The organism is Caballeronia sp. LZ024 (assembly GCF_031451455.1).
Lineage (GTDB): Bacteria > Pseudomonadota > Gammaproteobacteria > Burkholderiales > Burkholderiaceae > Caballeronia > Caballeronia telluris.
In genome coordinates this window covers 1948955-1972042 of the sequence record NZ_JARUXL010000001.1, presented here as the reverse complement: position 1 = coordinate 1972042, position 23088 = coordinate 1948955, and the positions used below count along the sequence as shown (strand labels likewise).

The window sequence follows — 23088 nt, the reverse complement described above, 5'->3', positions numbered from 1 at the left end:
TCCGTACCGAACATTCCCGGAGACATTGATGAAAGAAGCATTTTTGTGTGACGCGATTCGTACCCCGATCGGCCGCTATGCGGGCGCGCTCTCGTCGGTGCGTGCCGACGACCTCGGTGCCGTGCCCCTGCGCGCGCTGATGGAGCGCAACAAGGACGTCGACTGGAACGCCGTCGAGGAAGTCATCTACGGCTGCGCGAACCAGGCGGGCGAGGACAATCGCAACGTCGCGCGCATGTCGACGCTGCTCGCCGGTTTGCCCGAAGGCATCGCGGGCACGACCGTGAACCGCCTGTGCGGCTCGGGCATGGACGCGATCGGTATCGCCGCGCGCGCGATCAAGTCGGGCGAGGCGAGCTTCCTGATCGCGGGCGGCGTGGAGAGCATGAGCCGCGCGCCGTTCGTGCAGGGCAAGGCGACGAGCGCCTTTTCGCGTCAGGCCGACATCTACGACACGACCATCGGCTGGCGCTTCGTCAATCCGCTGATGAAGAAGCAATACGGCGTCGATTCGATGCCGGAAACGGCGGAAAACGTCGCGGACGACTATAAGGTGAGCCGCGCCGATCAGGACGCGTTCGCGGTGCGCAGCCAACAGAAGGCGGCGCGCGCGCAGAAGGACGGCACGCTCGCGCAGGAAATCGTCTCCGTGACGATCGCGCAGAAGAAGGGCGATCCGATCGTCGTGTCGCAGGACGAGCATCCGCGTGAGACGAGCATCGAGGCGCTCGCGAAGCTGAAGGGCGTCGTGCGCCCGGACGGCAGCGTGACGGCGGGCAACGCGTCGGGCGTCAACGACGGCGCGGCTGCGCTCATCATCGCGGACGAAGACAGCGCGAAGCGCTTCGGCCTCGTGCCGCGCGCACGCATTCTTGGTCTCGCGACCGCGGGCGTCGCGCCGCGCGTGATGGGCATCGGCCCGGCGCCGGCCGCGCAAAAGCTGCTCAAGCGCCTGAACATGACCATCGACCAGTTCGACGTGATCGAGCTGAACGAAGCGTTCGCCTCGCAAGGGCTGGCGGTGCTGCGCATGCTCGGCGTCGCGGACGACGATCCGCGCGTCAACCCGAATGGCGGCGCCATCGCGCTCGGCCATCCGCTCGGCATGAGCGGCGCGCGCCTCGTCACGACCGCGAGCTATCAGTTGCAACGCACCGGCGGCCGCTTCGCGCTCTGCACGATGTGCATCGGCGTGGGGCAGGGCATCGCGATTGCGATCGAACGTGTCTGAGCCCATGTTTGCAGCGACCGGCCGGCTGACCGACCTCATCTGCGGCACCGACGCGATGAACGCGGTCTGGTCGCCGCACGCGACCGTCCAGGCGATGCTCGACGTCGAGGCCGCGCTCGCGCGTGCGTCGGCGGCGCATGGCGTGATTCCGTCGAGCGCGGTCGGGGCGATCGAAGCCGCGTGCCGCGCGGACGCGATCGACGCGCGCGCGCTCATGACGGGCGCGGCGGCGGGCGGCAATCTGGCGATTCCGCTCGTCAAGCTCTTGACGGCGGTCGTGAAGGACGCGGACGCCGACGCGGCCAAATACGTCCACTGGGGCGCGACGAGCCAGGACATCATCGACACCGGCACGGTGCTCCAGTTGCGCGCGGCGCTCGATCTCGTCGATGCCGACCTGCGCGACCTGTGCGCCGCGCTCGCCGATCAGGCGAGGAAGTACCGCACGACGCCGATGATCGGCCGGACCTGGCTGCAACAGGCGCTGCCGATCACGCTCGGTCTCAAGTTCGCGCAATGGCTCGACGCGCTGACGCGTCACCGCGAGCGCCTTTCGACGCTGCGCTCGCGCGCACTCGCGTTGCAGTTCGGCGGCGCGGCGGGCACGCTCGCGAGTCTGCGCGACAAGGCGCAAGGCGTCGCCCAGACGCTCGCCGACGAACTCTCGCTCGCGCTGCCCGCGCTGCCGTGGCACACCGAGCGCGACCGCATCGCGGAAAGTGCGTCCTGCTTCGGCATGCTGATCGGCACGCTCGGCAAGATGGCGCGCGACATTTCGCTGTCGATGCAGACCGAAGTCGGCGAACTCGCTGAACCGGCCGCCGCGGGCAAGGGCGGTTCGTCGACGATGCCGCACAAGCGCAATCCGGTCGGCTGCGCGGCCGTTCTGACCGCCGCGACGCGCGCGCCGGGCCTCGTCGCGACGGTTTTCACGGGCATGGTGCAGGAGCACGAGCGCGCGCTCGGCGGCTGGCAGGCCGAGTGGGAAGCGCTGCCGGAACTCGCGCGCCTCGCGGGCGGCGCGCTCGCGCACATGAAGACGATCGTCGCGGACATCGAAGTGAACACCGCGCGGCTCGCCGCGAATCTCGACGCGACGCGCGGCCTCGTGCTCGGCGAAGCGGTGATGCTCGCGCTCGGCGACCGGATCGGCCGGCTCGATGCGCACAAGCTGGTCGAGCATGCGTCGAAGGAGGCGGTCGCAAGCGGCCGCACGCTCTTCGACGTGCTGGGCGCGGACGTCACCGTCATGCAGCATCTCTCGACCGATCAGTTGAAACAGTTGCTCGACCCGGCGAACTACGCCGGCTGCGCGCAGGCGTTCATCGACGCCGCGCTCGAGCTTCATCACGCCAACGCGTGATTCATTCAGGAGCGAAACGCCAAATGCCTCACGCCGCCGTCAATGGTATCCAGCTTTACTATCGCATCGACGCCGATGCGGGCGAGTCCGCCCCGTGGCTCGTGCTGTCCAATTCGCTCGGCAGCGACATGTCGATGTGGGCGCCGCAAGCCGAGGCGTTCGCGAAACACTATCGCGTGCTGCGTTACGACACGCGCGGCCACGGCCATTCCGATTCGCCGCAAGGCCCTTATACGATCGACCAGTTGATCGGCGACGTGATCGGCCTCATGGACGCGCTGCACATCAAGCGCGCGCACTACTGCGGCCTGTCGATGGGCGGGCTGACCGGCGTCGGGCTCGCGGCGCGCCATCCGGAGCGCTTCGAGCGCGTGGTGCTGTCGAACACGGCGGCGCTGATCGGCTCGGATGCCGTCTGGACGCCGCGCGCGGCGAAGGCGCGCGAAGTCGGCGGCATGATCGGGCTCACGGACGCGGTGATTCCGCGCTGGTTCACGGCGGGTTTCATCGAGCGCGAGCCGCTCGTGCTTGCGCCGATCCGCGACGTGTTCCGCCACACCTCGGGCGACGGCTACGCGTCGAATTGCGAAGCGATCCGCGATGCCGACCTGCGCGACGAGGCGAAGACGATCAAGGCGCCGGTGCTGGTGATCGCCGGCACGCACGACATGTCGACGCCGGCCGCGCAGGGCCGCGAACTCGCCGGCTATATAGAAGGGGCGCGCTACGTCGAACTCGACGCGGCGCATCTGTCGAACATCGAAAAATCGGCGGAATACACCCGCCACGTGCTGGAGTTCCTGGGAGAACAACGATGACCGAAGACGAACGTTACGACGCGGGCCTGGGCGTGCGCCGCGCGGTGCTCGGCGACGCGCACGTAGACCGGTCGCTCGCCAATCGCACCGATCTCACGACCGAGTTTCAAAACCTCATCACGCGCTATGCATGGGGCGAGATCTGGACGCGTCCCGGCTTGCCGCGCCACACGCGCAGCCTCGTGACCATCGCGATGATGGTCGCGCTCAATCGTAGCGAGGAACTGGCGCTGCATTTACGGGCGGCGAAGAACAACGGCGTGTCGCGCGACGAGATCAAGGAAATCCTGATGCAGACCGCGATCTACTGCGGCGTGCCCGCGGCGAACTCGGCGTTTCATCTGGCGCAGAAGATTTTCGACGAGGATGACAAGGCGTTGCCGCGGAGGTGAGATCAGCGATGTAGCGCAGGTGTATTACCGACACTTGCGAAGGCGGGTAGAGAATGCCGTTCCGGTTGATACCGGAACGGCTTTTTTTGGTCGATGCGTTTCGAAGCCATCGGGCCTCGTATCAACCGATTGGGCTATGTCGAACGGTATAGGAGGCGAGAGGAAAGCTTCGTCCGATCGGCTATCCGGAGAATATTAGGAGTTTTGGTTTAGTTGGAATTTAACCCGATTGCCGGAAAATCGCGCTATCGGCCGATGCGCTTTTCCCGTTCGATCGCGGCGACCTCGAGTCGATCACGGAAAACGGCAGGGCGAAGCTCGATGCGGTGATCGCCGATGTGAAGCGCGCCGGCGACGTGTCCGGAATCGTGATTTCCGGCTTTACCGACCGGCTCGGCAGCCTGGCGTACAACCGCGCGCTGTCACAACGGCGCGCGACGAGCATCCAGCGGTACTTGCAGGATCACGGCGTCACGGTGCACATTCAGGCGCGCGGCTATGGGCCCGCTTCGCCGGGCGCGCAATGCGCGATGAGCAATGAGCAATCATCGGGCGCTCGTCGATTGTCTTGCCGGTTCACGCGTCGCGGCGAGACGCCTTCGTCGGGCGAGTAATCCGCGCGAAGCAGCAGAGCGGTCGAGCCGCCTCGGTCGACTGGGCGGCTCGGCTGCTGTTCTTGCAGGCGCGCCTTTCGCCGCCGCCGGCGCATCAGGCTAAAACGCGTAGTACGGCCCGTTGCCCGCGGGCGTTACGCGCCCTTCGAGCGCCGTGAATACGCGTCGCCCGAAGAAGAACGGCAAGCCCCAGTCGAAGTAATTGCCAACCGGACCGGCCAGGTTCGAGAACGCGTTGTTGCTGCTGGTGAAGAGCGCCGTCGATGTCGCCACGGAGAAGTTCACGCCGGCTGAGGCGCCGCTCGTCGAGCGAATGGTCGCGGTGAGGCTCTGAGGCGTCGGCGGGCAATACCAGAGGCCGCACTGGGCGAGCGAATTCGACGGGAAAAAGAGTCCGTTCGAACCGCTGTCGATGAAGCTCGTCGAGAACGTACTGCCGCCGAAGTCGGTGAGAACGAAGCCGGACAGCGTGCTGCCGCGCAGGACGGTCGCATCGCCGAGCAGGTTGTTGGCCTGCGAGCCGATGCCAAACGTCATCGTGCCTGCTACCGCCGACGCGCCGGCGTCGGGCACGGCCGGAAGCTCGATCAACACGCCGTTGTTGTCGGCGGAGAAGCGCGCGATCGGGTTGGTCACCTGCTGCGCAACCGCGAGCGTGCTCGCGACGCATGTGCCGGTCGCGCCCGGCGTGCATGCGTAGTACCAGCGCGGCAGCGGCGCGTTGACGCAGGCGCTGCCGCAGTCCGCGCGGAACGGCCCGACGCCCAGGATGCCGTTGCTGCGCAAGCGCGCGGCGGTGAGCATCGGCAGGCCGGACTTGGTGCAGTCGTCGGCGGCGGCGGGCACGGCCGGGTCCGCGATCACCTGAATCGACGTCGCCGCGGCGACATGGCCCGCGAGGCGGATGTCGGCGGTACGCACCGCGCCCCATGTGTAGCCGGAGCCGAACACGGTGCATTGCGCGGCGTTCGCGCCGGTGCTGGTGGTGACGGCCGGCAGCGCGAGCTCGGGCGAGAGCGCCGACGCGAGAATGCGCAGACCCTGCGAGCCGGTGTCGACCTGGATGTTGTCGATCGTCTGGCAGTGGTCGGTGCCGGGCACGCAGATCGTGACGCTCGTCTGCAGCAGATTGCGCGTGCCCGTGTCGACGCGCGACACGCTGATCGGCTGGACATTCGGCGTGGTCGATTGCGGTACGACGTTGACGGACACCGACGATGCGGGCGTCGGCGCGGCGGCGGATGCGGGCGTGGCGGCGGACGCCGGAGCGGGGGCCGGGCTGGCCGGCGTCGACGAACTGTCGCCGCCGCCGCCGCAGGCGGAAAGCGCGCCGGTCGCGAGGATCGCGATGAGCGACGCTGTGAGCAGGAGATATCGACTGGATCGCATGACCGGGGCTCCTATTCGATGTCGTCGGCGGTCACGCCCGCCGGGAGTGCGTCGGTGAGCCACGCGCGGCCGACGAACTGCCTCAGCCGCACGCCGGACTCGACGACGAGGTCGTCGTCGGCCACGCGGGATGCGTGCAGTCCGTGGCTGGCTTGCGAGCCCGCTGCTGCGCTTTTGTAGCGCGCGAAGTGGGCGCCCAGGAGCGCGTCGAGATCGGGCATTGCGGCGCCGTGCCAACTGACGGCATAGACGACGCCCGCCGAGTCGACGTACTGGCGCAGCGTGATGCCGTTGGAATCGGTGGTTTCGTCGAAGGACAGTTCGCCGTTCTTCGCGTGCCGAATGACCCGGCCGGGCGATGAATCGAGCGTGGTGGCGATCGTCGATCCGAGTCGTGCAAGAGCGGGTTCGCCCGTCATCATCAGACACGCGATCGTGGCCGCCATGAAATAGTAAGGAGTTCTTATGCGTGAGGTCGTCATTTGGGTACCGGTCCAGTAAGATTCTTATTTTTGAGATGAAATTTTAAGATGGCGCGGTATGCAAATGACGCGATGGGATAGTCCTACGAAGGGTTATTGAGATAAGACGGAAATGTCTGAAAAAGGCTTATTTATCAAGCCGTTGGGAGGCGCGATGGCGGTCGGGTTGCGCGGGGAATTGTCAAAGTTTGTCAAACAGACGTGCTGCGGATGAATCCCAGCCGAAAGAATGCGGGCAAGTGGCGATGCAGCAGCACATTCGCTACGCCGCTGCGCGTCAAAATCGCAGTGATCGCGGTTGAGAATCCGTCGCCATAGAGTCAGCGCACGACGAAAATCGAATGGCGCCAGGCTGTTTTTGCACGGCGGCGCGCGGCACCGGTAAAATGCTGGGTTGATCCACGGAAAACCCCGTGGCGTAGCGGAAGGACTTCCCAAACATGACAGATTTTCGTGTGACCAAGCGGTTGGCAGCACTTTTGATGGCGGCAGGGTTCGTAGCCGGATGCGGCACGTCGTCCCCCACCGCGATCAACTACAAGAGCGATCAGCGCTCGAAGCAGGCGTCGCTCGCAGTTCCGCCGAATTTGCTCGATGAAGCGTCCGACCAGCGCTCGTTGCCGCCCCAGGGCGGGCAGGCGACGCTGTCCGACCTGCAGCAGGTCCAGAAGGCCGCCCCGACTGCTCCGACCGTGGTTCCGCCCGTATCGGGCATGCATATCCAGCGCGATGGCACGGAGCGCTGGCTCGTCATCGACAGCAAATCGCCGGACCAGGTCTGGCCGCAGGTTCGACGTTTCTGGCAGGAGCAGGGCTTTTTGCTCGTCGTCGATGCCCGTGACAAGGGCGTGATGGAAACCGACTGGAACGAAACCCATCCGCAAATTTCCGACGGTCTGATTCGCAATACGCTGTCGAAGGCGACCGGCAATTCGTATGTCACCGCCGAGCGCAACAAGTACCGCACGCGTCTTGAAGTGGCGCCGAACGGCGGCACCTACGTGTTCGTGAGCCAGAAGGGCATGCGCGAGGCGCTGACGGGCGTCAATAACGATTCGAGCCAGTGGCAGGCTCGTCCGAACGATCCGGCGCTCGAAAACGAGTATCTGAAGCGCTTGATGGCAACGCTCGCGATGTCGGACTCGCGCACGGCTGGCGGCGGATCGGATGCGTCGACGCTCGGCACATCGGCGGCGGCTGGAGCCGCGGCCGGAACCGCCGCAAAGGGCGGCAATTCGGCGGCGAAGGCGACTGCCGTGCAGAACGTCCAGCTTTCCAGCCAGACGGCGGTGAGCAACGACACGGTGCCCGAGGCGTCGTCCCCGGAACTGATGCTGCCCGAGCCTTATGACCGCGCGTGGTTGCGCGTCGGCATCGCGCTCGACCGCAGCAACTTCACGGTCGACGACCGCGACCGCGCGAAGGGCGTCTATTTCGTTCGCTACGTCGATCCGAAGGACATGACGTCGGCGGAGCAGGGCTTCTGGAGCCAGGTGTTCCACGGCCGGAAGGAGAAGGTCGCGAAGCAATACGAAGTCAACGTGCGGGCGATCACGGAGCAGCAAACCCGCGTGTCGATCGTCGACGACAAGGGCCAGGTGGATTCCTCGCCGCAGGCTCGTCAGATCATGGCATTGCTTGCCGATCAGATCAGCTGATTCCGGCGTCAGCGTTTCGCCGAAGCAAAACCGCCTCGATTTCGAGGCGGTTTTTTTATGCGTGCGCGCGCCGGACGCGCTTTGCATCAGCGACGTCTTCGCGTCGAAGCAGCGCGCAGTCTTTCGGCAGGTTATGTGCGGGAAAGCTTATAAGAATCAATCGCATGCCGGGTACAGTGCACACACGGCATGCGATCCAAGCGCAGATGGTGCGCGTCTGCGGCGCGGGCCGGATAAAGCGCGCGAGCATGGGCGCCACGTTGCTTCCGTCGTCCGAATACAGGCCTCGCGCGTGCGCGCGGCCGCCGGTGGCCCCGTCGCCTATCCTCGTAGGGCGACGGTTTTTACCCGCGTTTCGATGAGACGCGGGTTTTTCTTTTTTCGTCCGGATGTCGATTGACGGCACCGCCGGCGGCGGACAATCCGCGGCGCAGTTATCCTTGTCCTTCTTTCATTCGAGGAAAACGCCCATGTCGGAAATTGCCGTTGTTGCCACGTTCGTTGCGAAACCCGGGCAGGAAGAGAAGTTGAAGGAAGCGTTGCAGGGGCTCGTCGAGCCGACGCTCAAGGAGCGTGGTGCCTTGCAATACGACTTGCATCGCGATCTGAAGGAGCCGCGGCGCTTCGTGTTTTTCGAACGCTGGACAAGTGAAGCGGCGCTCGAGGAACACGGCCGCTCGCCGCACATCCAGGCGCATCAGCTCAATGCGCCGGCGCTCGTCGAGGACGGCGAGATTCACGTCGTGGCGAAACTCTGACGCTTGCCGCGAGCGCGCCGCATCGCGCGTTCAATGCGTTTCGTGCGGGACGTCGAGGATGAGGATGATGGTCCAGTCGGCGTCGCCGTCGTGATGATATTGACGCTCGGCGACGATGAACGGCTGCTGCTTGCCGTCCGGACCCAGAAACAGGACATCGCCTTCCATCGGTAGGCATTCCACGGGCGGAAGGGCGAGATAGGCGTCCTTGTTGGCGCTGCGCGGCATCAGTTTTTCGATCTTGCGAGACGCGGCTTCGGTCCATTCGATATCGAGCTGGATATTGCTCATGCTGTCCTCCGCACCTGCGTGCGTTAGCGGGTTCAACGGGAAAGGGGCAAAAAATGTCGATGCGCAATGTAGCATACCGCCCGCGCGATTGAGCCGTGCGTCCCGTCAGAAATCGATCCCGCGCGCTTACGCAGGCACAATGAATAAAGCCGGAAACCGCGCGCGAGGCGCGGTTTCCGGCTTTATGTTTCCCCGAGGAAGCTGGCGGTTTACTGGCCGGCTTCGGGCGCCATTTTCTTCGAACCGGATTTCTTGTGGTGACCCTTGTGGGCCGGCGCCTGCGCGGGCATGTTTTGCATACTATCCTGACGCGATTGCAAGTTCTGCGCGCGCATTTCGATATCGGAAATCTTGGCGGGATCGGTGCTCATCGTCACGCCTTGATCGCCCTGCGCATACGCAACCGATGCGACTGCGCTCAGGGACAACAGAACAGCCAGGGACACTTTCTTCATTGTTACCTCCTAGTAGTAGTTGAACCCGGGAATCGCTTGTCCGATGCATGGACATCGCCTTATGTCTGAGCAAAAACCGCTCCTGCGGCTGCTCGCGCAACAATGCACTCGAATGTTGCGTTCAATTGCCCGCCACGATTGAAGGGTCACGGGCAGAATCACGGGCCGCAAGGCAAGGTCTGCGGTATCGGCATCGGATGCCCGGCTTCAGCCAGTCGAAGACTGAGCGGCGATGATACCGCCGGCCTCGGTCATTTTCTAGTCCTTAGTAATTCGTGACGATCGTGCACGTCGAATCAGCTAGTTGCATTGCGACGAAACGGTTCGAGTGAATCAGTAGAGATGCAGCCGCCGATACACGTGAAAGCGCGCGATTCCCAAGAGTTCGTGCCACGCGATCTCGGCCGTGACGAAGCCTTCGATGGTCGGAAAGAAAGTCGCGCGCGCGAACCGCACGTTCGACACGACGGGCTGCGGCGTCAGGCCAAAAGCCTCGAAAGCGAGCATCGCGCGCTGCATGTGATATGAAGAAGTGACGACGATCAGCGTATCGTCATGTTCGGGCCGCAAAATGGCGGCGACGTTGCGCGCGTTCTGATAAGTGTTGAGGCTCTGGTTCTCGCGTGTGAGGTCCGCGCCGTCCACGCCGCGTGCGAGCAGGTAGGGCGCGTAGTTGTCGGCTTCGGCCTCGCCGTGATGCTGCGGATCGCCGCCGCTCACGATGACCCGGCACACCGCGCCGCTGTCCCTGCATGCGCGGTACAGCTCGGCCGTCACGCGGATACGCAGGATCGAATCGCGCTTGGGGACGAGCCGGGAATCGCCGTGCCGGTCGGTGCCGCCGCCTAGCAGCACGATCGTCGTGCGCGGCGCGTATTCAGGCGTGAGCACCTGCTCATAGCCGCGCTGAACGAAGTCGAGCGCGGGGCGCGAAAGCCAGCCCGCCCCGAAGGCCCAGAAGACGATGCAGCAGATGATTGCAATTACGGCGCGCTTTCGTCGCCAAAGCGCAAATAGCGCAAAAAAAAGCAGCAATAAAGTGAATAGAACCAATTTGATTGGGGTAACGTATGGTTTTCGAGACAATCCGCTGCGCCGTCGCATTCTGTGGAATACGCTGGCGATTGGCGGGTGAAGCGTGCGATCAGCACGTCTGGAACGGGGGCTTGAAATAACAAGCAGCACCTAGCGCAAGCGGCGGCTGCGATTCCGGTCCTGGGCCGCGAAGCGGCGTACGGAGCGGATAGGGCATGCCGCCTTTAGTCGGTGCCGCGGGGGTCGTCTGACTGCTCGCACGCGGTGCCGTCATGGCTGCACAGGAAGAAAGAACGAAATGACCACGTATTCTAACGAAGCCGTACTCGAAGCGCTCCGGCGAGCCCAGTATCGTCAGGTCCCGTGGGCGAAACGCCCTCCCGTGTTCGATCAATTGCGTGCGCTCGGTTTGCTTGAGCTCGTTCGTCAGCGCACGGTGGCGCCGGCGCCCGGGTTTCACGCGCCGGTCGATATCGCCGTCGTCACCGAGCGGGGCAAGCTCGAATTCAACCGCCTCGCACGCGACGAACGTTCGATGGACTGGGATCTGCATCGCGCCGAGCGCTATGCGCTCGCCACGCACGAACCGGTTCTCGAGGCCCGGGTCTAGGACAGTACGGCTCGAAAGCGGGACGCGACACTCGCGACGTTCCGAGCGAACGAAATCAGGCCGAGAAGCGCCGGGGCGGGGTGTCGGCGCGGCAGTCATGATCTTGGCTCGACGTCCGTCAGAAGGGCCGGCCCAAAAAAAAGCCCGTATCGCAAGGATACGGGCATACCGGATCTTACTGCTGCCACGCTGTGCTCATGGCATTGAATGGGACTCATGGAGCCCTCAGTGGTTCCCGCTGATGCGTCGAGCAAATTGGGATCGGTTTGAAATCACCCTTGTCCACGCGTTGCGTCAATGTCGACGCGGACGTTCTTCATGCTCGTCGTCCGGGCGCACACGCGCATTGCTCGCAATATCGCCGCGCAAATCGCCTCGCGGCGCGGGCGGACTGAAGTCCCTGGCGCGCGCGACATCCTGTTGAGCGGGCGCGGCCGCTCGAGCACTTGCCTGGACGCTGAGATCTTCGGGTTGCAACTGCGCCTGCGCGTTCGCCGCTCCGCACAAAATCGAAACGACAATGCCGCACACGAGCCGTGACATTGGTTTCATGGTGAGCCCCCTTCAGGCCAGTACGAAAGCCCGTTGATAGCTCACCAACTTATGCCAGCACGCCTGTCGGCACTGTAAATAATGGTAAAGAGTTGTTTCGATGCCGGAAAAGGCCGAAAGATAGGGCGTCAGAGCGCACTGTCATGCGGAAGGGAGTCGATCGAGGTTTCGCCTGACAGCGGGCGAAACCTCGCGAAGTTAAAGCGCAAAAAGATTTTGACGCTTTTTGTTCATGCGAAGATGCAGTCAGTCGATCGCTCAGGCCATTTTGGCCGGCGCGCGCCACGATTCCGGATTGGTCCAGAACGCGCCACGCAGACGATCGCGGCTCGGCGGTGCGGGCGGCTTGGCAGCAGTCGAACCGATGCGGCCGCGCAGCGACACTTCACGGCCGTTGTTGCCGAGTCGCTTCACGATTTCGGCGAGGGTGCCATCGGCCTGCCATTCGTCGAACCGGCGACGGCAGGTCGGCGGCGACGGATAGCGGCCCGGCAGCTTCGACCAGCCTTCACCGGTCGAAAGCACCCACAGCACGGCGTTGACCACTGCGCGCGCTTCGACGCGCGGACGGCCGCGGCGCTCACTGCGTGCAGGTTCCGAACAGAACAGCGCCTCGACCAGCGCCCACTCGTTATCTCTCAAATCGTCGAACAGCGTCATGTTTCACCTCAGCGAAGCTAACCCCGGTGCGCTGCCCCGCGCCGCGCACTCTGGTCGGAATTCGAAGAACGAATACCAGGCAGGTCGGATACCGTCTGCGGCGGACGATTTGCTTATGACCGCTGACAGCGCCGACCCTGTGCGCAATGAAATGCGAGAACCGTGCCATGTGAGCAGCAAATGCCGGGAAACCCACATGGCAGTAGGCTGGCGCGATGCCAGCATGGCCGCTATGAGACCCGAAACAGGGTGTTTGTGAAATCGGGACAATCACCAATCCAGTGCAGCAGGCCCTCACTGCGTGCGTTCCTGGCGTTTTGTTGCACCGCAGCGAACCTCATTTCGAACGATCGTTTCCTCTGGAATGCATCCGTCGGCGTGATGAGAGCGATGGAAACGAGCGCGACGCCGCGGCAGCCGCGCGTGTTCATCGCAGTGGCGCGCTTAAGCAGCTTTAGCCGCTCGGCCGAGGGCGTCCGGCGTCAACCGCCCGGCGCCAGCGCGGTAGACTTCCATTTTCAATCGACGGGGCGGGACGATGAGCGAATCGGCGGGAGCGGTATCGGCGGAACTGGGCGTATTGAGTGGCAAAAGCGGTAGCGAGCACGGCGCCCACGCGCCAAACGCGCGCGATGCCGTGCGCGATTTGCGTCCGTCGCAGATCCGCGAGGTCGCGAACGCCGGTTTCGGCGTGCCTGACGTGCTGCCGTTCTGGTTCGGCGAATCGGATCGCGTGACGCCGCAGTTCATTCGCGATGCCGCGAGCCGCGCGCTCGCCGACGGCGCCACCTTCTACACGCACAATCTCGGCATCGCGCCGCTGCGCGAGGCGCTCGCCGGCTACGTGAGCGCGTTGCACGGCACGACGGAGCCCGGGCATGTCGCGGTGACGAGCGCCGGCGTCAATGCGCTGATGCTCGCCGCGCAGCTCGTGGCGGGCGCGGGCGACCGGGTCGTCGCGGTTACGCCGCTGTGGCCGAACCTCGTCGAGATCCCGAAGATCCTGGGCGCGCATGTCGAGACCGTCTCGCTGACCTACGGCGCCAACGGCTGGACGCTCGATCTCGAACGCCTCCTCGCCGCGCTGACGCCCGGCACGCGGATGCTCATGATCAACTCGCCGAACAATCCGACCGGCTGGACGATGACCCGCGACGAACAGCGCGCGGTGCTCGAGCACTGCCGGCGGCACGGTATCTGGATCGTCGCGGACGAAGTCTACGAGCGGCTCTATTACGGTGCAGAGGGGCGCGTGGCGCCGTCGTTCCTCGATCTCGCGACGCGCGACGAACGCGTGATTGCGGTGAACTCGTTTTCGAAGGCGTGGCTGATGACGGGCTGGCGCCTCGGCTGGCTCGTCGCCCCGGCGGCGCTCATGGACGACCTCGGCAAGCTCGTCGAGTACAACACGTCGTGCGCGCCGTCGTTCGTTCAGCAGGCGGGCGTCGTCGCGGTGCAGGAAGGCGAGCGGTTCACGCAATCGCTCGTCGCCGACTTGCGTGCGAGCCGCGATCATCTCGTCGCCGCGCTGCAGGCGATCCCGGGCGTCGACGTGCGCACGCCGCTCGGCGCGATGTACCTCTTTTTCTCGCTGCCCGGCGCCGGACGCAGCCTCGACCTGTGCAAGGCGCTGGTGCGCGAGGCGCATCTCGGGCTCGCGCCCGGCAGTGCGTTCGGCGCGGAAGGCGAGGGCTTCGTGCGCTGGTGCTACGCGTGCGACGCTGCGAGGCTCGATCGGGGCGTCGAGCGCCTGCGCGAATTTCTTGCGTCGAGCGCGCGTTCCTGACCGTTGTCACGGTGCGAAACACGCTTCTCGTGCGCGTTTTGGCGTTACGACGTGAGCGTTTGCGAGGCCAAATGTTTCACCTTTACGCACCGGTTCTTTTTGCGTAATATGGCGCTCAGTCACGCGCTTGGCGCCAGTCAATGCGCTACTCCGTCCGGCTGGGATGGCTCGGTGACCCGCCAGAAGTACCGCGAATAGTCTGATTCGCACTGGCCGGTGTCCCGGTCCGGCTCCCCCCGGTGCGTGCTCCCAATCAATATGACCGACCAAAATCGGGCGAGCGCGTCTAGAAATTCCGTGTCCAGTTTCATCGTCCGCAGCATCGGCCCGGACGCACTGGCCCGCTCGAATCCGATCGATCCGGTTCATTGACCACACAGGGTCTGACCTAGCTGCATGAATACCCAAGAGGCGAAGATCGTCCTCGAGACTGCTTTGATTTGCGCGCAGGAACCGCTGAAACTCGGAGAGTTGCGCAAGCTCTTCGCCGACGATATTTCGGCTGACACCGTCCGCACGCTGCTCGAAGGCCTGAAGGAAGACTGGTCCGGCCGCGGCGTGGAACTGGTGGCGCTGGCGTCCGGATGGCGCTTTCAAAGCAAGCCCGCAATGCGGGGTTATCTCGATCGGCTGCACCCGGAAAAGCCGCCCAAGTACTCGCGCGCCGTTCTCGAAACGCTCGCGATCATCGCCTATCGGCAGCCGGTGACGCGGGGCGACATCGAGGAAATTCGCGGCGTGACCGTGAACACGCAGGTCGTGAAGCAGCTCGAAGACCGCAGCTGGATCGAGGTGATCGGTCATCGCGACGTGCCGGGGCGCCCGGCGCTCTACGCGACGACCAAGCAGTTTCTCGACGACTTCGGCCTCACTGCGCTCGACGAACTTCCCGCGCTCGACAACCCGTCCGCGCAGTTCGAAGCGGCGCTGATGGCGCAGCATTCGATCGAGTTTCCCGAGGGCGATGCATCCGCTTCCGGTGCCGGCGAGCCACCTTCGCCGCAGGATGCGGATCATTTCGACGCGGCCGGGGAACACGGCGCGCAGCCGGCAGTCCACGAGGAAGGGGCAGCACAGGAAGGCTCGCCCGCCGACGAAACGCGCGCCGAAGCGGGCACGCCGGCTGCTGCGACCGCCTTCGAATCCGGGGCGCCGCGCGAACCGGCTTCGACGACGAACGACGAGGCGTCAGCGCCGACCGGCTCCGCCGCCATGATGCCCGACGCATCCGCGCAAGCAGACGAACAGCAACACGCAGTACCTCCGACCGACCCGGCGCAGCACGACACTCACGCGAGCGCGACCGGACCGGAACCGGCACTGGCAAGCGAGAGCGAACCCGAAGAACGCGACGCCGCCACGCCGGACGACAACCCGCTCACCGACGACGATACCGACGAACGGGAAGCACGCCGCGCCTGATGCAATTGCACGGACCCTGATCCGGCTGTCCATAACGATCAGTTCACACGATCAGCCGAACGATCAGCGGATTTTTTTGACGCGCCCGCGACGGGCGCGCGACTCGACACATTTGAGGTTGTTTTGACACACTCCCACGACAGCGATTCGCCCGAATCCGAGCGCCCCGTTCGTGCCACGGACGCACAAGGCCCGTCCTCGAACGACGACCGCGACGACCGCGCGCGCGCCGACGATTCCGCCGAGGGCGATGACCGCCCGCGTCGCGGCTTGCGTCGCGGACCGCGCAGCCTGATCGCCCGGCGCCGTGCCGTCGCGAAGACGAAGGGTGCCGAGGAAGGCGTCCCGGCGACCGGCGCGGTGGCGGAAGCGCCGCCGGATGGCGTCGTCGTCGCGCAGGTTCGCATGCCGCGCAAGGATGCAGGCGCGCGCGCGCCCCGCAAGGACGCGGCCAAGCGCGAAGGCGGCGCTGGTCGGGACGCGGCCGGCAAGGAGCCGAAGGACGGATCGCGCGAAGGCGGCCGCCGTCAGGCGGGCGCGCAAAAGAAGCGCGGCAAGCGCGACGACGCGGACGCACCGGTGCAGAGTCCGGCGGCGGCCGCTGTCGACGATGTGTTCGCGTACGTCACGTCGCCTGCGTTCGACGCCGACAACAGCGCGGGTGGCATGTCCGCGCCGATGCTGCGCCGCGGCCGCAATGCACCGCAAAAGCGCGTGCTCGAACCCGATGACGACGCGCCGAAGCTCCACAAGGTGCTCGCCGAAGCGGGCATGGGATCGCGCCGCGACATGGAAGAGCTGATCATCGCGGGCCGCGTGTCGGTGAACGGCGAGCCGGCGCACATCGGCCAGCGCATCATGCCGACCGACCAGGTCCGCATCAACGGCAAGCCGGTGAAGCGCAAGCTCGCGAGCAAGCCGCCGCGCATCCTGCTGTATCACAAGCCGACCGGCGAGATCGTAAGCCACGCCGATCCGGAAGGCCGCCCGTCGGTGTTCGACAAGCTGCCGCCGATGAAAACGGCCAAGTGGCTCGCTGTCGGCCGGCTCGACTTCAATACCGAAGGCCTGCTGCTGCTCACGACCTCGGGCGATCTGGCGAACCGCTTCATGCATCCGCGTTACAGCGTCGAGCGTGAGTACGCGGTGCGGGTGGTCGGCGAGCTGTCGGAAGGGATGCGCCAGAAGCTCCTGAAGGGCGTCGAACTCGACGACGGCCCGGCCAACTTCCTGCGTATCCGCGACGGCGGCGGCGAAGGCACGAATCACTGGTATCACGTGGCGCTGGCCGAAGGTCGAAACCGCGAAGTGCGCCGAATGTTCGAAGCGGCCGGCCTGATGGTGAGCCGGCTGATCCGCACGCGGCACGGTCCGATCGCGTTGCCAAAGGGACTGAAGCGCGGCCGTTGGGAAGAACTCGAGGACAACCAGGTGCGCAGCCTGATGGAATCGGTCGGACTCAAGGCGCCGGTGGAAGAAAAGGGCGGACGCAATTCGGCACCGCGCGTGCAGCCGGACCCGATGCAGACGTCGATGGGATTCATCACGCGTGAGCCCGTACTCAGCTCGCACTCGCGCATGGCGCAGACGCCCACGCGCGGCGGCGGCGCGGGTGGCCCAGGCGGCGGTCGGCGCGGCGCGGCGGGCGGCTTCGGCAATTCGACGGGCGGCTTCGGCGGCACCGGCGGTTTCGGTGGGGCCGGCGGCGCTGGCGGTGGCCGGGGCGGGCGCGAAGCGAACGGCAATCGCGCCGGCGGCGGCGAGCCGAACGGCAATCGCGCGCCGGGCAGCCGTGGCGGCGCCGGTCCGCGTGGCACTCGTGCGCAGGGTGGTCCCCAAGGGCCGGCAGCCGGCGGCGGCAAGCGCGCCGGCGCGGCGGGTCCGCGTGCCGGCGGCCGTCAGGGTCCGCAAGGCGGCGGTCAGGGCAAGCCCGGCAATGCGGGCGGCGCGGGACGCGGTCCGCGCCCGGCCACGCCGCGCAACCGCACACGCGGTCGCTGAAAGAGGTGCGCGGTCGAGCTTGAAACGCAGCGGGGCCTGCCGCATCTGGAATGCACCGGCCTTTCGTGATGGGCTCGATCACGAAGGGGCACGCCAGCGTGCCCCTTTGCATTGGCCGCCCGCTTCGCAGGACATCGGGAAACGTTGCGTGTTTTCGCAGCAAAAACGCCGGGAACGACGCTGGATCGGCCGCGAATGTGCGGCAAACGCGTCGGGTTCGGTTGCCTTTATCCCGAAAAATGGCTAAAATCACAAAGTCGCTGGGCATGCAGTTTCGTGGAGCTAGTCATAGCCTCCCGGATGCGACCTCGGTTTAAAAGAAATTGGGCGTTGCGCCCATTTTTTTTTGGCTATTCGGTTCGGCATCTTGGGGCAACGAAGGTGCGCGCCGGCTTAAAGGCGCGGCCCGCAGGTGTTCTCAGCGTGGAGCGCGCGTGAACACCCTGGAGTCATTGTGCAACTGACGGAATTGATTGAAACCACGGTCTCGGGCCTCGGCTACGAGCTTGTCGATCTCGAGCGTTCGGGAGGCGGCATGTTGCGCGTGTACATCGACCAGCCCGCCGGAATCGCCATCGAAGACTGCGAGAAAGTCACGCGTCAGCTTCAGTATCTGCTCGAAGTCGAAAACATCGAGTACGACCGGCTCGAAGTCTCCTCGCCGGGTCTCGATCGGCCGCTCAAGAAACTGGCGGACTTCGAACGCTTCGCGGGCAGCGAGGCAGTCATCACATTGAAAAAGCCGCTGGACGGGCGCAAGTCGTACCGGGGCATCGTGCATGCGCCGAACGGCGAAACGATTGGTTTGGAATTTGAAGGGAAGGACGGCGCCGCGATGCTCGATTTCACGCTCGCAGACCTCGATAAAGCACGTCTCGTCCCCAAGGTTGACTTTAGGAGCCGCAAACAATGAGTCGCGAAGTTTTGATGCTGGCGGATGCGCTGGCGCGCGAAAAAAACGTCAACAAGGACGTGGTGTACGCAGCGCTGGAAGCCGCGCTGGCTTCGGCAACGAAAAAGCTGTTCGAGGAAGATGTCGACATCCGCGTCGCGATCGATCGCGAGAGCGGCGAGCATGAAACTTTCCGCCGCTGGCGCGTCGTGCCGGATGAGGCGGGCCTGCAGGAGCCGGACCAGGAAATCCTGCTGTTCGAAGCGAAGGAAGAAAAGCCCGACGCCGAAGTCGACGACTTCATCGAGCAGCCGATCCCGTCGATCGAATTCGGCCGTATCGGTGCGCAGGCGGCGAAGCAGGTCATTCTTCAGAAGGTTCGCGACGCCGAGCGCGAGCAGATCCTGAACGACTTCCTCGAGCGCGGCGAAAAGATCATGACCGGCTCGGTCAAGCGTCTGGACAAGGGCAATTTCATCGTCGAATCGGGCCGTGTCGAAGCGCTTTTGCGTCGCGACCAGCTGATTCCGAAGGAAAACCTGCGCGTCGGCGACCGCGTGCGTGCCTATATCGCGAAGGTCGACCGCACCGCGCGCGGCCCGCAGATCGAACTCTCGCGCACGGCGCCCGAGTTCCTGATGAAACTGTTCGAAATGGAAGTGCCGGAAATCGAGCAGGGTTTGCTCGAAATCAAGGCGGCCGCGCGCGATCCTGGCGTGCGTGCGAAAATCGGCGTAATCGCATACGACAAGCGAATCGACCCGATCGGCACCTGTGTCGGTATTCGCGGTTCGCGCGTGCAGGCGGTGCGAAACGAGCTCGGTGGCGAGAACGTCGACATCGTGCTATGGTCAGAAGACCCCGCCCAGTTCGTGATCGGCGCCCTCGCGCCGGCAGCCGTACAGTCGATCGTCGTCGATGAAGAAAAGCATTCGATGGACGTCGTCGTCGACGAGAACGAGCTCGCGGTCGCGATCGGCCGCAGTGGTCAGAACGTCCGGCTCGCCAGCGAACTCACCGGCTGGCAGATCAACATCATGACGCCGGACGAATCCGCCCTGAAGCAGAACGAGGAACGCGGTACGCTGCGCAGCCTGTTCATGGCGCGTCTCGACGTCGACGAGGAAGTCGCCGACATCCTGATCGACGAGGGCTTCACGAGCCTCGAAGAGATCGCGTATGTGCCGCTCAACGAAATGCTCGAAATCGAAGCCTTCGACGAAGACACGGTGCACGAACTGCGCAACCGCTCGCGTGACGCGCTGCTCACGATGGCGATCGCCAACGAAGAGAAAGTCGAGGGCGCCGCACTCGATTTGAAGAGCCTCGAGGGCATGGACAACGAACTGCTCTCGAAGCTTGCAGAACACCAGATCCAGACGCGCGACGAACTCGCCGAACTGGCTGTGGATGAGCTGGTCGACATGACCGGCATGGAAGAGGATGCCGCTAAGGCGTTGATCATGAAAGCACGTGAACACTGGTTCCAGTGAGAAATGACCATGGCGCACTGACATATCGCGGCCAGTTCGGCCGCATGACCCCGATCTAACAGCAAGGAATCTGTCCTTGCATCAAGAGGAATGAATGGCGAGTAACAACGTAGCCCAATTTGCCGCGGAACTCAAAATGCCTGCAGGCGTGTTGCTGGAGCAACTGCAGGCGGCTGGCGTCCAGAAAGCGAGCGCCGACGACGACCTGTCCGAAATGGACAAGGCGCGTCTGCTCGATCATTTGCGCAAGTCGCACGGTTCCGCCGACGCCGACAAGCGCAAGATCACTCTGACCCGCCGGCATACGTCGGAGATCAAGCAATCCGACTCTACGGGTAAAGCTCGCACCATTCAGGTCGAGGTGCGCAAGAAGCGTGTCTTCGTGAAACGCGACGAACAAGGCGCCGAGCAAGTGGTCGAGGCGCAGAATCACGTCGAGGACGAAGTCGACGAAGCGGAATTGCAGCGCCGCGAGGAAGAAGCGCGGCATGCGGCCGAGCTGCTCGAGAAGGAAGCGCAGGAGCTGAAGGAACGCCAGGAGCGCCTCGAGCGCGAAGAGGCGGAGCGCCGTGCGCGCGAGGAAGCGGCCGAAGCCGAGCGCCGCCGTGCCGAGGAAGAAGCGGCGAAGCGCGCTGCCGCGGTGAAGGAAGCGGCCGAAGTCTCGAAGGCGGCTGCCGCCGCGCGTCAGGGAGAGCGCACGGAAGCCAAGGCCGACAAGCAAGCTGAGAAACAAGGCGAAAAGCAGGCCGATAAGCAAGCCGACAAGCATACCGAGGACGCGCCGAAGCCGGACGCCGCCGCGCAACAGATCGAAGAGAAGGCCGCCGCCGAGCGCGCCGCTCAACGCGAAGCCGCCAAGAAGGCCGAGGAGGCCGCGCGTGCCGCGACCGAAAAGGCGCGCGCCGAGCAGGAACAGATCGCGAAGCGCCGTGCCGCGGCTGAAGCCGAAGCGCGCGCGATCCGCGAAATGATGAACACGCCACGCAAGGCGCAGCAGGCGAAGCCGGCCGAGCCGGCGCCTGTCGCCAAGCCGGCGGAAGCGGCGAAGGCCGTCGAGGCGAAGGGCACGCTGCACAAGCCGGCAAAGCCGGAAGGTGCGGTGTCCGCACGTCCCGCCGCGGCGAAGAAGCCGACGGCAGGCGCGCCGGCCACGACCGCGCCGTCGTCGCCGGACAAGAAGAAAGCCGGCGGCAAGGGCGGCTGGCAGGACGACGCAGCCAAGCGCCGCGGCATCAAGACGCGCGGCGACACGAGCGGCGGCGTCGATCGCGGCTGGCGCGGCGGTCCGAAGGGACGCGGCAAGCATCAGGATCAGACGACGTTCCAGGCGCCGACCGAACCGATCGTGCGTGAAGTACACGTTCCGGAAACCATCTCCGTCGCCGATCTGGCGCACAAGATGTCGGTGAAGGCTTCGGAAGTCATCAAGGTGATGATGAAGCTCGGCCAGATGGTCACGATCAATCAGGTGCTCGACCAAGAAACGGCGATGATCGTCGTCGAAGAACTCGGTCACCGTGCGGTCGCGGCGAAGCTGGACGATCCGGAAGCGCTGCTCACCGAAGGCGAAACGACGGAAGAAGCGGGCGAACGCCTGCCGCGTCCGCCGGTCGTCACGGTCATGGGTCACGTCGACCACGGCAAGACGTCGCTGCTCGACTACATCCGTCGCGCGAAAGTGGCGGCGGGCGAAGCGGGCGGGATCACGCAGCATATCGGCGCGTATCACGTCGAAACGCCGCGCGGCGTCATCACGTTCCTCGACACGCCGGGTCACGAGGCCTTCACGGCCATGCGTGCGCGCGGTGCGAAAGCAACCGACATCGTGATTCTCGTGGTCGCAGCCGATGACGGCGTGATGCCGCAGACGAAGGAAGCGATCGCCCACGCGAAGGCGGGCGGCGTGCCGATCGTCGTCGCGATCAACAAGATCGACAAGCCGGATGCGCATTCCGAGCGCGTGAAGCAGGAACTCGTCGCGGAAGGCGTCGTGCCGGAAGAGTACGGTGGCGATTCGCCGTTCGTCGAAGTGTCGGCGAAGACGGGTCAGGGCATCGACGATCTGCTGGAAAACGTCTCGCTCCAGGCCGAAGTGCTGGAACTGACGGCGCCGATCGAAGCGCCGGCCAAGGGTCTCGTGATCGAAGCGAAGCTCGACAAGGGCAAGGGTCCGGTTGCGACGATCCTGGTTCAGTCGGGTACGTTGAACCGCGGCGACGTCGTGCTGGCAGGCAGCGCCTACGGTCGCGTGCGCGCCATGCTCGACGAAACGGGCAAGCCGACGAAGTCGGCGGGTCCGTCGATTCCGGTCGAAATCCAGGGTCTGTCGGAAGTGCCGGGCGCGGGCGAGGAAGTCATCGTGTTGCCGGACGAGCGCAAGGCGCGCGAAATCGCGCTGTTCCGTCAAGGCAAGTTCCGCGACGTGAAGCTCGCGAAGCAGCAGGCCGCGAAGCTCGAAAACATGCTGGAGCAGATGGGCGAAGGCGAAGTGCAGAACTTGCCGCTCATCGTCAAGGCCGACGTGCAGGGCTCGCAGGAAGCGCTGGTGCAGTCGCTGCAAAAGCTCTCGACCAACGAAGTGCGCGTGCAGATCGTGCACAGCGCGGTCGGCGCGATCAGCGAATCGGACGTCAACCTCGCGACGGCGTCGAAGGCGGTCATCATCGGCTTCAACACGCGTGCGGATGCGCAGGCGCGCAAGGTGGCCGAGAACAACGGCATCGACATCCGCTACTACAACATCATCTATGACGCTGTGGATGAAGTGAAGGCGGCGATGTCCGGCATGCTGTCGCCGGAGAAGCGCGAAGTCGTGACCGGCACGGTCGAAGTGCGCCAGGTGATCCGCGTTCCGAAGATCGGCCTGATCGCGGGTTGTATGGTCACGGACGGCGTCGTCAAGCGCAGCTCGTCGGTGCGCGTGATCCGCAACAACGTGGTGATCCATACCGGCGAACTCGACTCGCTCAAGCGCTTCAAGGACGACGTGAAGGAAGTGCGTCAAGGCTTCGAGTGCGGCATGTCGATCAAGAACTTCAACGACATCGTCGAAGGCGACCAGTTCGAAGTGTTCGAAGTCACCGAAGTGGCTCGTACGCTGTAAGATTGCCCGCCGTAAATCAAGGCGGAGCGGGCCTCTCGGTCCGCTCCGCTTTTTTTTATGGCGCGGCACGGCAACACAGCACG

22 protein-coding genes are annotated in these 23088 nt (G+C 64.8%); 16 read left to right on the top strand and 6 right to left on the bottom strand.

Annotated features, from left to right (window positions below):
- Positions 1–28 precede the first annotated feature (28 nt).
- From pcaF to QCE48_RS09050, 5 genes are all read left to right on the top strand, one after another.
- Positions 29–1231 (top strand): 3-oxoadipyl-CoA thiolase, encoded by a 1203-nt coding sequence (gene pcaF, locus QCE48_RS09070; RefSeq protein WP_309785106.1) that lies wholly within the window; start codon positions 29–31, stop codon positions 1229–1231.
- Positions 1232–1235: 4 nt separating this feature from the next.
- Positions 1236–2594, top strand: coding sequence for a 3-carboxy-cis,cis-muconate cycloisomerase (locus QCE48_RS09065; protein ID WP_309785107.1), 1359 nt, complete (start codon positions 1236–1238; stop codon positions 2592–2594).
- Positions 2595–2617: 23 nt separating this feature from the next.
- Positions 2618–3412 (top strand): 3-oxoadipate enol-lactonase, encoded by a 795-nt coding sequence (gene pcaD / locus QCE48_RS09060; protein WP_309785108.1) that lies wholly within the window; start codon positions 2618–2620, stop codon positions 3410–3412.
- The gene (gene pcaC / locus QCE48_RS09055; RefSeq protein WP_309785109.1) at positions 3409–3804 is read left to right on the top strand and encodes a 4-carboxymuconolactone decarboxylase; all 396 of its coding nucleotides are present in this window, start codon (positions 3409–3411) and stop codon (positions 3802–3804) included. The genes pcaD and pcaC overlap by 4 nt, the downstream gene beginning before the upstream one ends.
- Positions 3805–4043: 239 nt before the next feature.
- Entirely contained in the window at positions 4044–4418 is a 375-nt protein-coding gene (locus QCE48_RS09050; protein ID WP_309794185.1) for an OmpA family protein, read from the top strand.
- Between the two features lie 99 nt (positions 4419–4517).
- Here the strand turns inward: QCE48_RS09050 and QCE48_RS09045 are convergent, their stop codons facing one another.
- Both QCE48_RS09045 and QCE48_RS09040 read right to left on the bottom strand, forming a co-directional pair.
- Positions 4518–5807, bottom strand: coding sequence for a DUF3443 domain-containing protein (locus tag QCE48_RS09045; RefSeq protein WP_309785110.1), 1290 nt, complete (start codon positions 5805–5807; stop codon positions 4518–4520).
- An 11-nt stretch (positions 5808–5818) separates the two neighbouring features.
- Complete coding sequence (locus QCE48_RS09040) at positions 5819–6253, bottom strand: DUF2844 domain-containing protein (RefSeq protein ID WP_309785111.1); 435 nt, start codon at positions 6251–6253, stop codon at positions 5819–5821.
- Between the two features lie 476 nt (positions 6254–6729).
- Between QCE48_RS09040 and bamC the strand changes: the two genes are divergently transcribed.
- Positions 6730–7947 (top strand): outer membrane protein assembly factor BamC, encoded by a 1218-nt coding sequence (gene bamC, locus QCE48_RS09035; RefSeq protein WP_309785113.1) that lies wholly within the window; start codon positions 6730–6732, stop codon positions 7945–7947.
- A 470-nt stretch (positions 7948–8417) separates the two neighbouring features.
- Positions 8418–8705 carry a putative quinol monooxygenase gene (locus tag QCE48_RS09030; RefSeq protein ID WP_309785114.1) on the top strand — a complete coding sequence of 96 codons (288 nt, stop codon included), beginning with the start codon at positions 8418–8420 and terminating at the stop codon, positions 8703–8705.
- 30 nt (positions 8706–8735) lie between these two features.
- Here QCE48_RS09030 and QCE48_RS09025 read toward each other — a convergent pair whose 3' ends face one another.
- The 3 genes from QCE48_RS09025 to QCE48_RS09015 all read right to left on the bottom strand — a co-directional run bounded on the left by QCE48_RS09025 (position 8736) and on the right by QCE48_RS09015 (position 10342).
- The gene (locus tag QCE48_RS09025) at positions 8736–8996 is read right to left on the bottom strand and encodes a hypothetical protein (RefSeq protein WP_062637467.1); all 261 of its coding nucleotides are present in this window, start codon (positions 8994–8996) and stop codon (positions 8736–8738) included.
- A gap of 209 nt (positions 8997–9205) precedes the next feature.
- A complete protein-coding gene (locus tag QCE48_RS09020) occupies positions 9206–9451 on the bottom strand; it encodes a hypothetical protein (protein WP_087632161.1) in 246 nt (81 codons plus the stop codon).
- 333 nt (positions 9452–9784) lie between these two features.
- A complete protein-coding gene (locus QCE48_RS09015; RefSeq protein ID WP_309785115.1) occupies positions 9785–10342 on the bottom strand; it encodes a YdcF family protein in 558 nt (185 codons plus the stop codon).
- Positions 10343–10415: 73 nt separating this feature from the next.
- Between QCE48_RS09015 and QCE48_RS09010 the strand changes: the two genes are divergently transcribed.
- From QCE48_RS09010 to QCE48_RS09000, 3 genes are all read left to right on the top strand, one after another.
- Entirely contained in the window at positions 10416–10586 is a 171-nt protein-coding gene (locus tag QCE48_RS09010; RefSeq protein ID WP_309785116.1) for a hypothetical protein, read from the top strand.
- 198 nt (positions 10587–10784) lie between these two features.
- Positions 10785–11096 (top strand): hypothetical protein, encoded by a 312-nt coding sequence (locus QCE48_RS09005; protein ID WP_309785118.1) that lies wholly within the window; start codon positions 10785–10787, stop codon positions 11094–11096.
- A gap of 297 nt (positions 11097–11393) precedes the next feature.
- Positions 11394–11636 (top strand): hypothetical protein, encoded by a 243-nt coding sequence (locus QCE48_RS09000; RefSeq protein ID WP_309785119.1) that lies wholly within the window; start codon positions 11394–11396, stop codon positions 11634–11636.
- Positions 11637–11906: 270 nt separating this feature from the next.
- On the opposite strand, the gene QCE48_RS08995 is transcribed toward QCE48_RS09000, so the two are convergent.
- A complete protein-coding gene (locus tag QCE48_RS08995) occupies positions 11907–12308 on the bottom strand; it encodes a transposase (RefSeq protein WP_062637477.1) in 402 nt (133 codons plus the stop codon).
- A 538-nt stretch (positions 12309–12846) separates the two neighbouring features.
- Between QCE48_RS08995 and QCE48_RS08990 the strand changes: the two genes are divergently transcribed.
- The 6 genes from QCE48_RS08990 (at position 12847) to infB (ending at position 23005) form a co-directional block, all read left to right on the top strand.
- Complete coding sequence (locus tag QCE48_RS08990; RefSeq protein WP_309785121.1) at positions 12847–14094, top strand: pyridoxal phosphate-dependent aminotransferase; 1248 nt, start codon at positions 12847–12849, stop codon at positions 14092–14094.
- Positions 14095–14490: 396 nt separating this feature from the next.
- Entirely contained in the window at positions 14491–15516 is a 1026-nt protein-coding gene (scpB, locus tag QCE48_RS08985; protein ID WP_309785122.1) for an SMC-Scp complex subunit ScpB, read from the top strand.
- Between the two features lie 123 nt (positions 15517–15639).
- Entirely contained in the window at positions 15640–17517 is a 1878-nt protein-coding gene (gene rluB / locus QCE48_RS08980) for a 23S rRNA pseudouridine(2605) synthase RluB (RefSeq protein ID WP_309785123.1), read from the top strand.
- A 454-nt stretch (positions 17518–17971) separates the two neighbouring features.
- Positions 17972–18430, top strand: a complete 459-nt coding sequence (rimP, locus tag QCE48_RS08975) for a ribosome maturation factor RimP (RefSeq protein WP_116564448.1) — start codon at positions 17972–17974, stop codon at positions 18428–18430.
- Complete coding sequence (nusA, locus tag QCE48_RS08970) at positions 18427–19902, top strand: transcription termination factor NusA (protein WP_309785124.1); 1476 nt, start codon at positions 18427–18429, stop codon at positions 19900–19902. Before rimP ends, nusA begins: the two co-directional genes overlap by 4 nt.
- Before the next feature lie 94 nt (positions 19903–19996).
- The gene (gene infB, locus QCE48_RS08965) at positions 19997–23005 is read left to right on the top strand and encodes a translation initiation factor IF-2 (RefSeq protein ID WP_309785125.1); all 3009 of its coding nucleotides are present in this window, start codon (positions 19997–19999) and stop codon (positions 23003–23005) included.
- Positions 23006–23088: the final 83 nt, after the last annotated feature.

Coding starts and splice junctions, on each gene's coding strand:
- pcaC (WP_309785109.1), top strand. CDS start 3,409: ATGACCGAAGACGAACGTTACGACGCGGGCCTGGGCGTGCGCCGCGCG.
- bamC (WP_309785113.1), top strand. CDS start 6,730: ATGACAGATTTTCGTGTGACCAAGCGGTTGGCAGCACTTTTGATGGCG.
- pcaF (WP_309785106.1), top strand. CDS start 29: ATGAAAGAAGCATTTTTGTGTGACGCGATTCGTACCCCGATCGGCCGC.
- QCE48_RS09040 (WP_309785111.1), bottom strand. CDS start 6,253: ATGGCGGCCACGATCGCGTGTCTGATGATGACGGGCGAACCCGCTCTT.
- QCE48_RS09025 (WP_062637467.1), bottom strand. CDS start 8,996: ATGAGCAATATCCAGCTCGATATCGAATGGACCGAAGCCGCGTCTCGC.
- QCE48_RS09045 (WP_309785110.1), bottom strand. CDS start 5,807: ATGCGATCCAGTCGATATCTCCTGCTCACAGCGTCGCTCATCGCGATC.
- nusA (WP_309785124.1), top strand. CDS start 18,427: ATGAGTCGCGAAGTTTTGATGCTGGCGGATGCGCTGGCGCGCGAAAAA.
- QCE48_RS09065 (WP_309785107.1), top strand. CDS start 1,236: ATGTTTGCAGCGACCGGCCGGCTGACCGACCTCATCTGCGGCACCGAC.
- QCE48_RS09005 (WP_309785118.1), top strand. CDS start 10,785: ATGACCACGTATTCTAACGAAGCCGTACTCGAAGCGCTCCGGCGAGCC.
- QCE48_RS09020 (WP_087632161.1), bottom strand. CDS start 9,451: ATGAAGAAAGTGTCCCTGGCTGTTCTGTTGTCCCTGAGCGCAGTCGCA.
- QCE48_RS09000 (WP_309785119.1), top strand. CDS start 11,394: ATGTCGACGCGGACGTTCTTCATGCTCGTCGTCCGGGCGCACACGCGC.
- scpB (WP_309785122.1), top strand. CDS start 14,491: ATGAATACCCAAGAGGCGAAGATCGTCCTCGAGACTGCTTTGATTTGC.
- QCE48_RS08990 (WP_309785121.1), top strand. CDS start 12,847: ATGAGCGAATCGGCGGGAGCGGTATCGGCGGAACTGGGCGTATTGAGT.
- QCE48_RS08995 (WP_062637477.1), bottom strand. CDS start 12,308: ATGACGCTGTTCGACGATTTGAGAGATAACGAGTGGGCGCTGGTCGAG.
- QCE48_RS09010 (WP_309785116.1), top strand. CDS start 10,416: ATGCAGCAGATGATTGCAATTACGGCGCGCTTTCGTCGCCAAAGCGCA.
- infB (WP_309785125.1), top strand. CDS start 19,997: ATGGCGAGTAACAACGTAGCCCAATTTGCCGCGGAACTCAAAATGCCT.
- pcaD (WP_309785108.1), top strand. CDS start 2,618: ATGCCTCACGCCGCCGTCAATGGTATCCAGCTTTACTATCGCATCGAC.
- QCE48_RS09030 (WP_309785114.1), top strand. CDS start 8,418: ATGTCGGAAATTGCCGTTGTTGCCACGTTCGTTGCGAAACCCGGGCAG.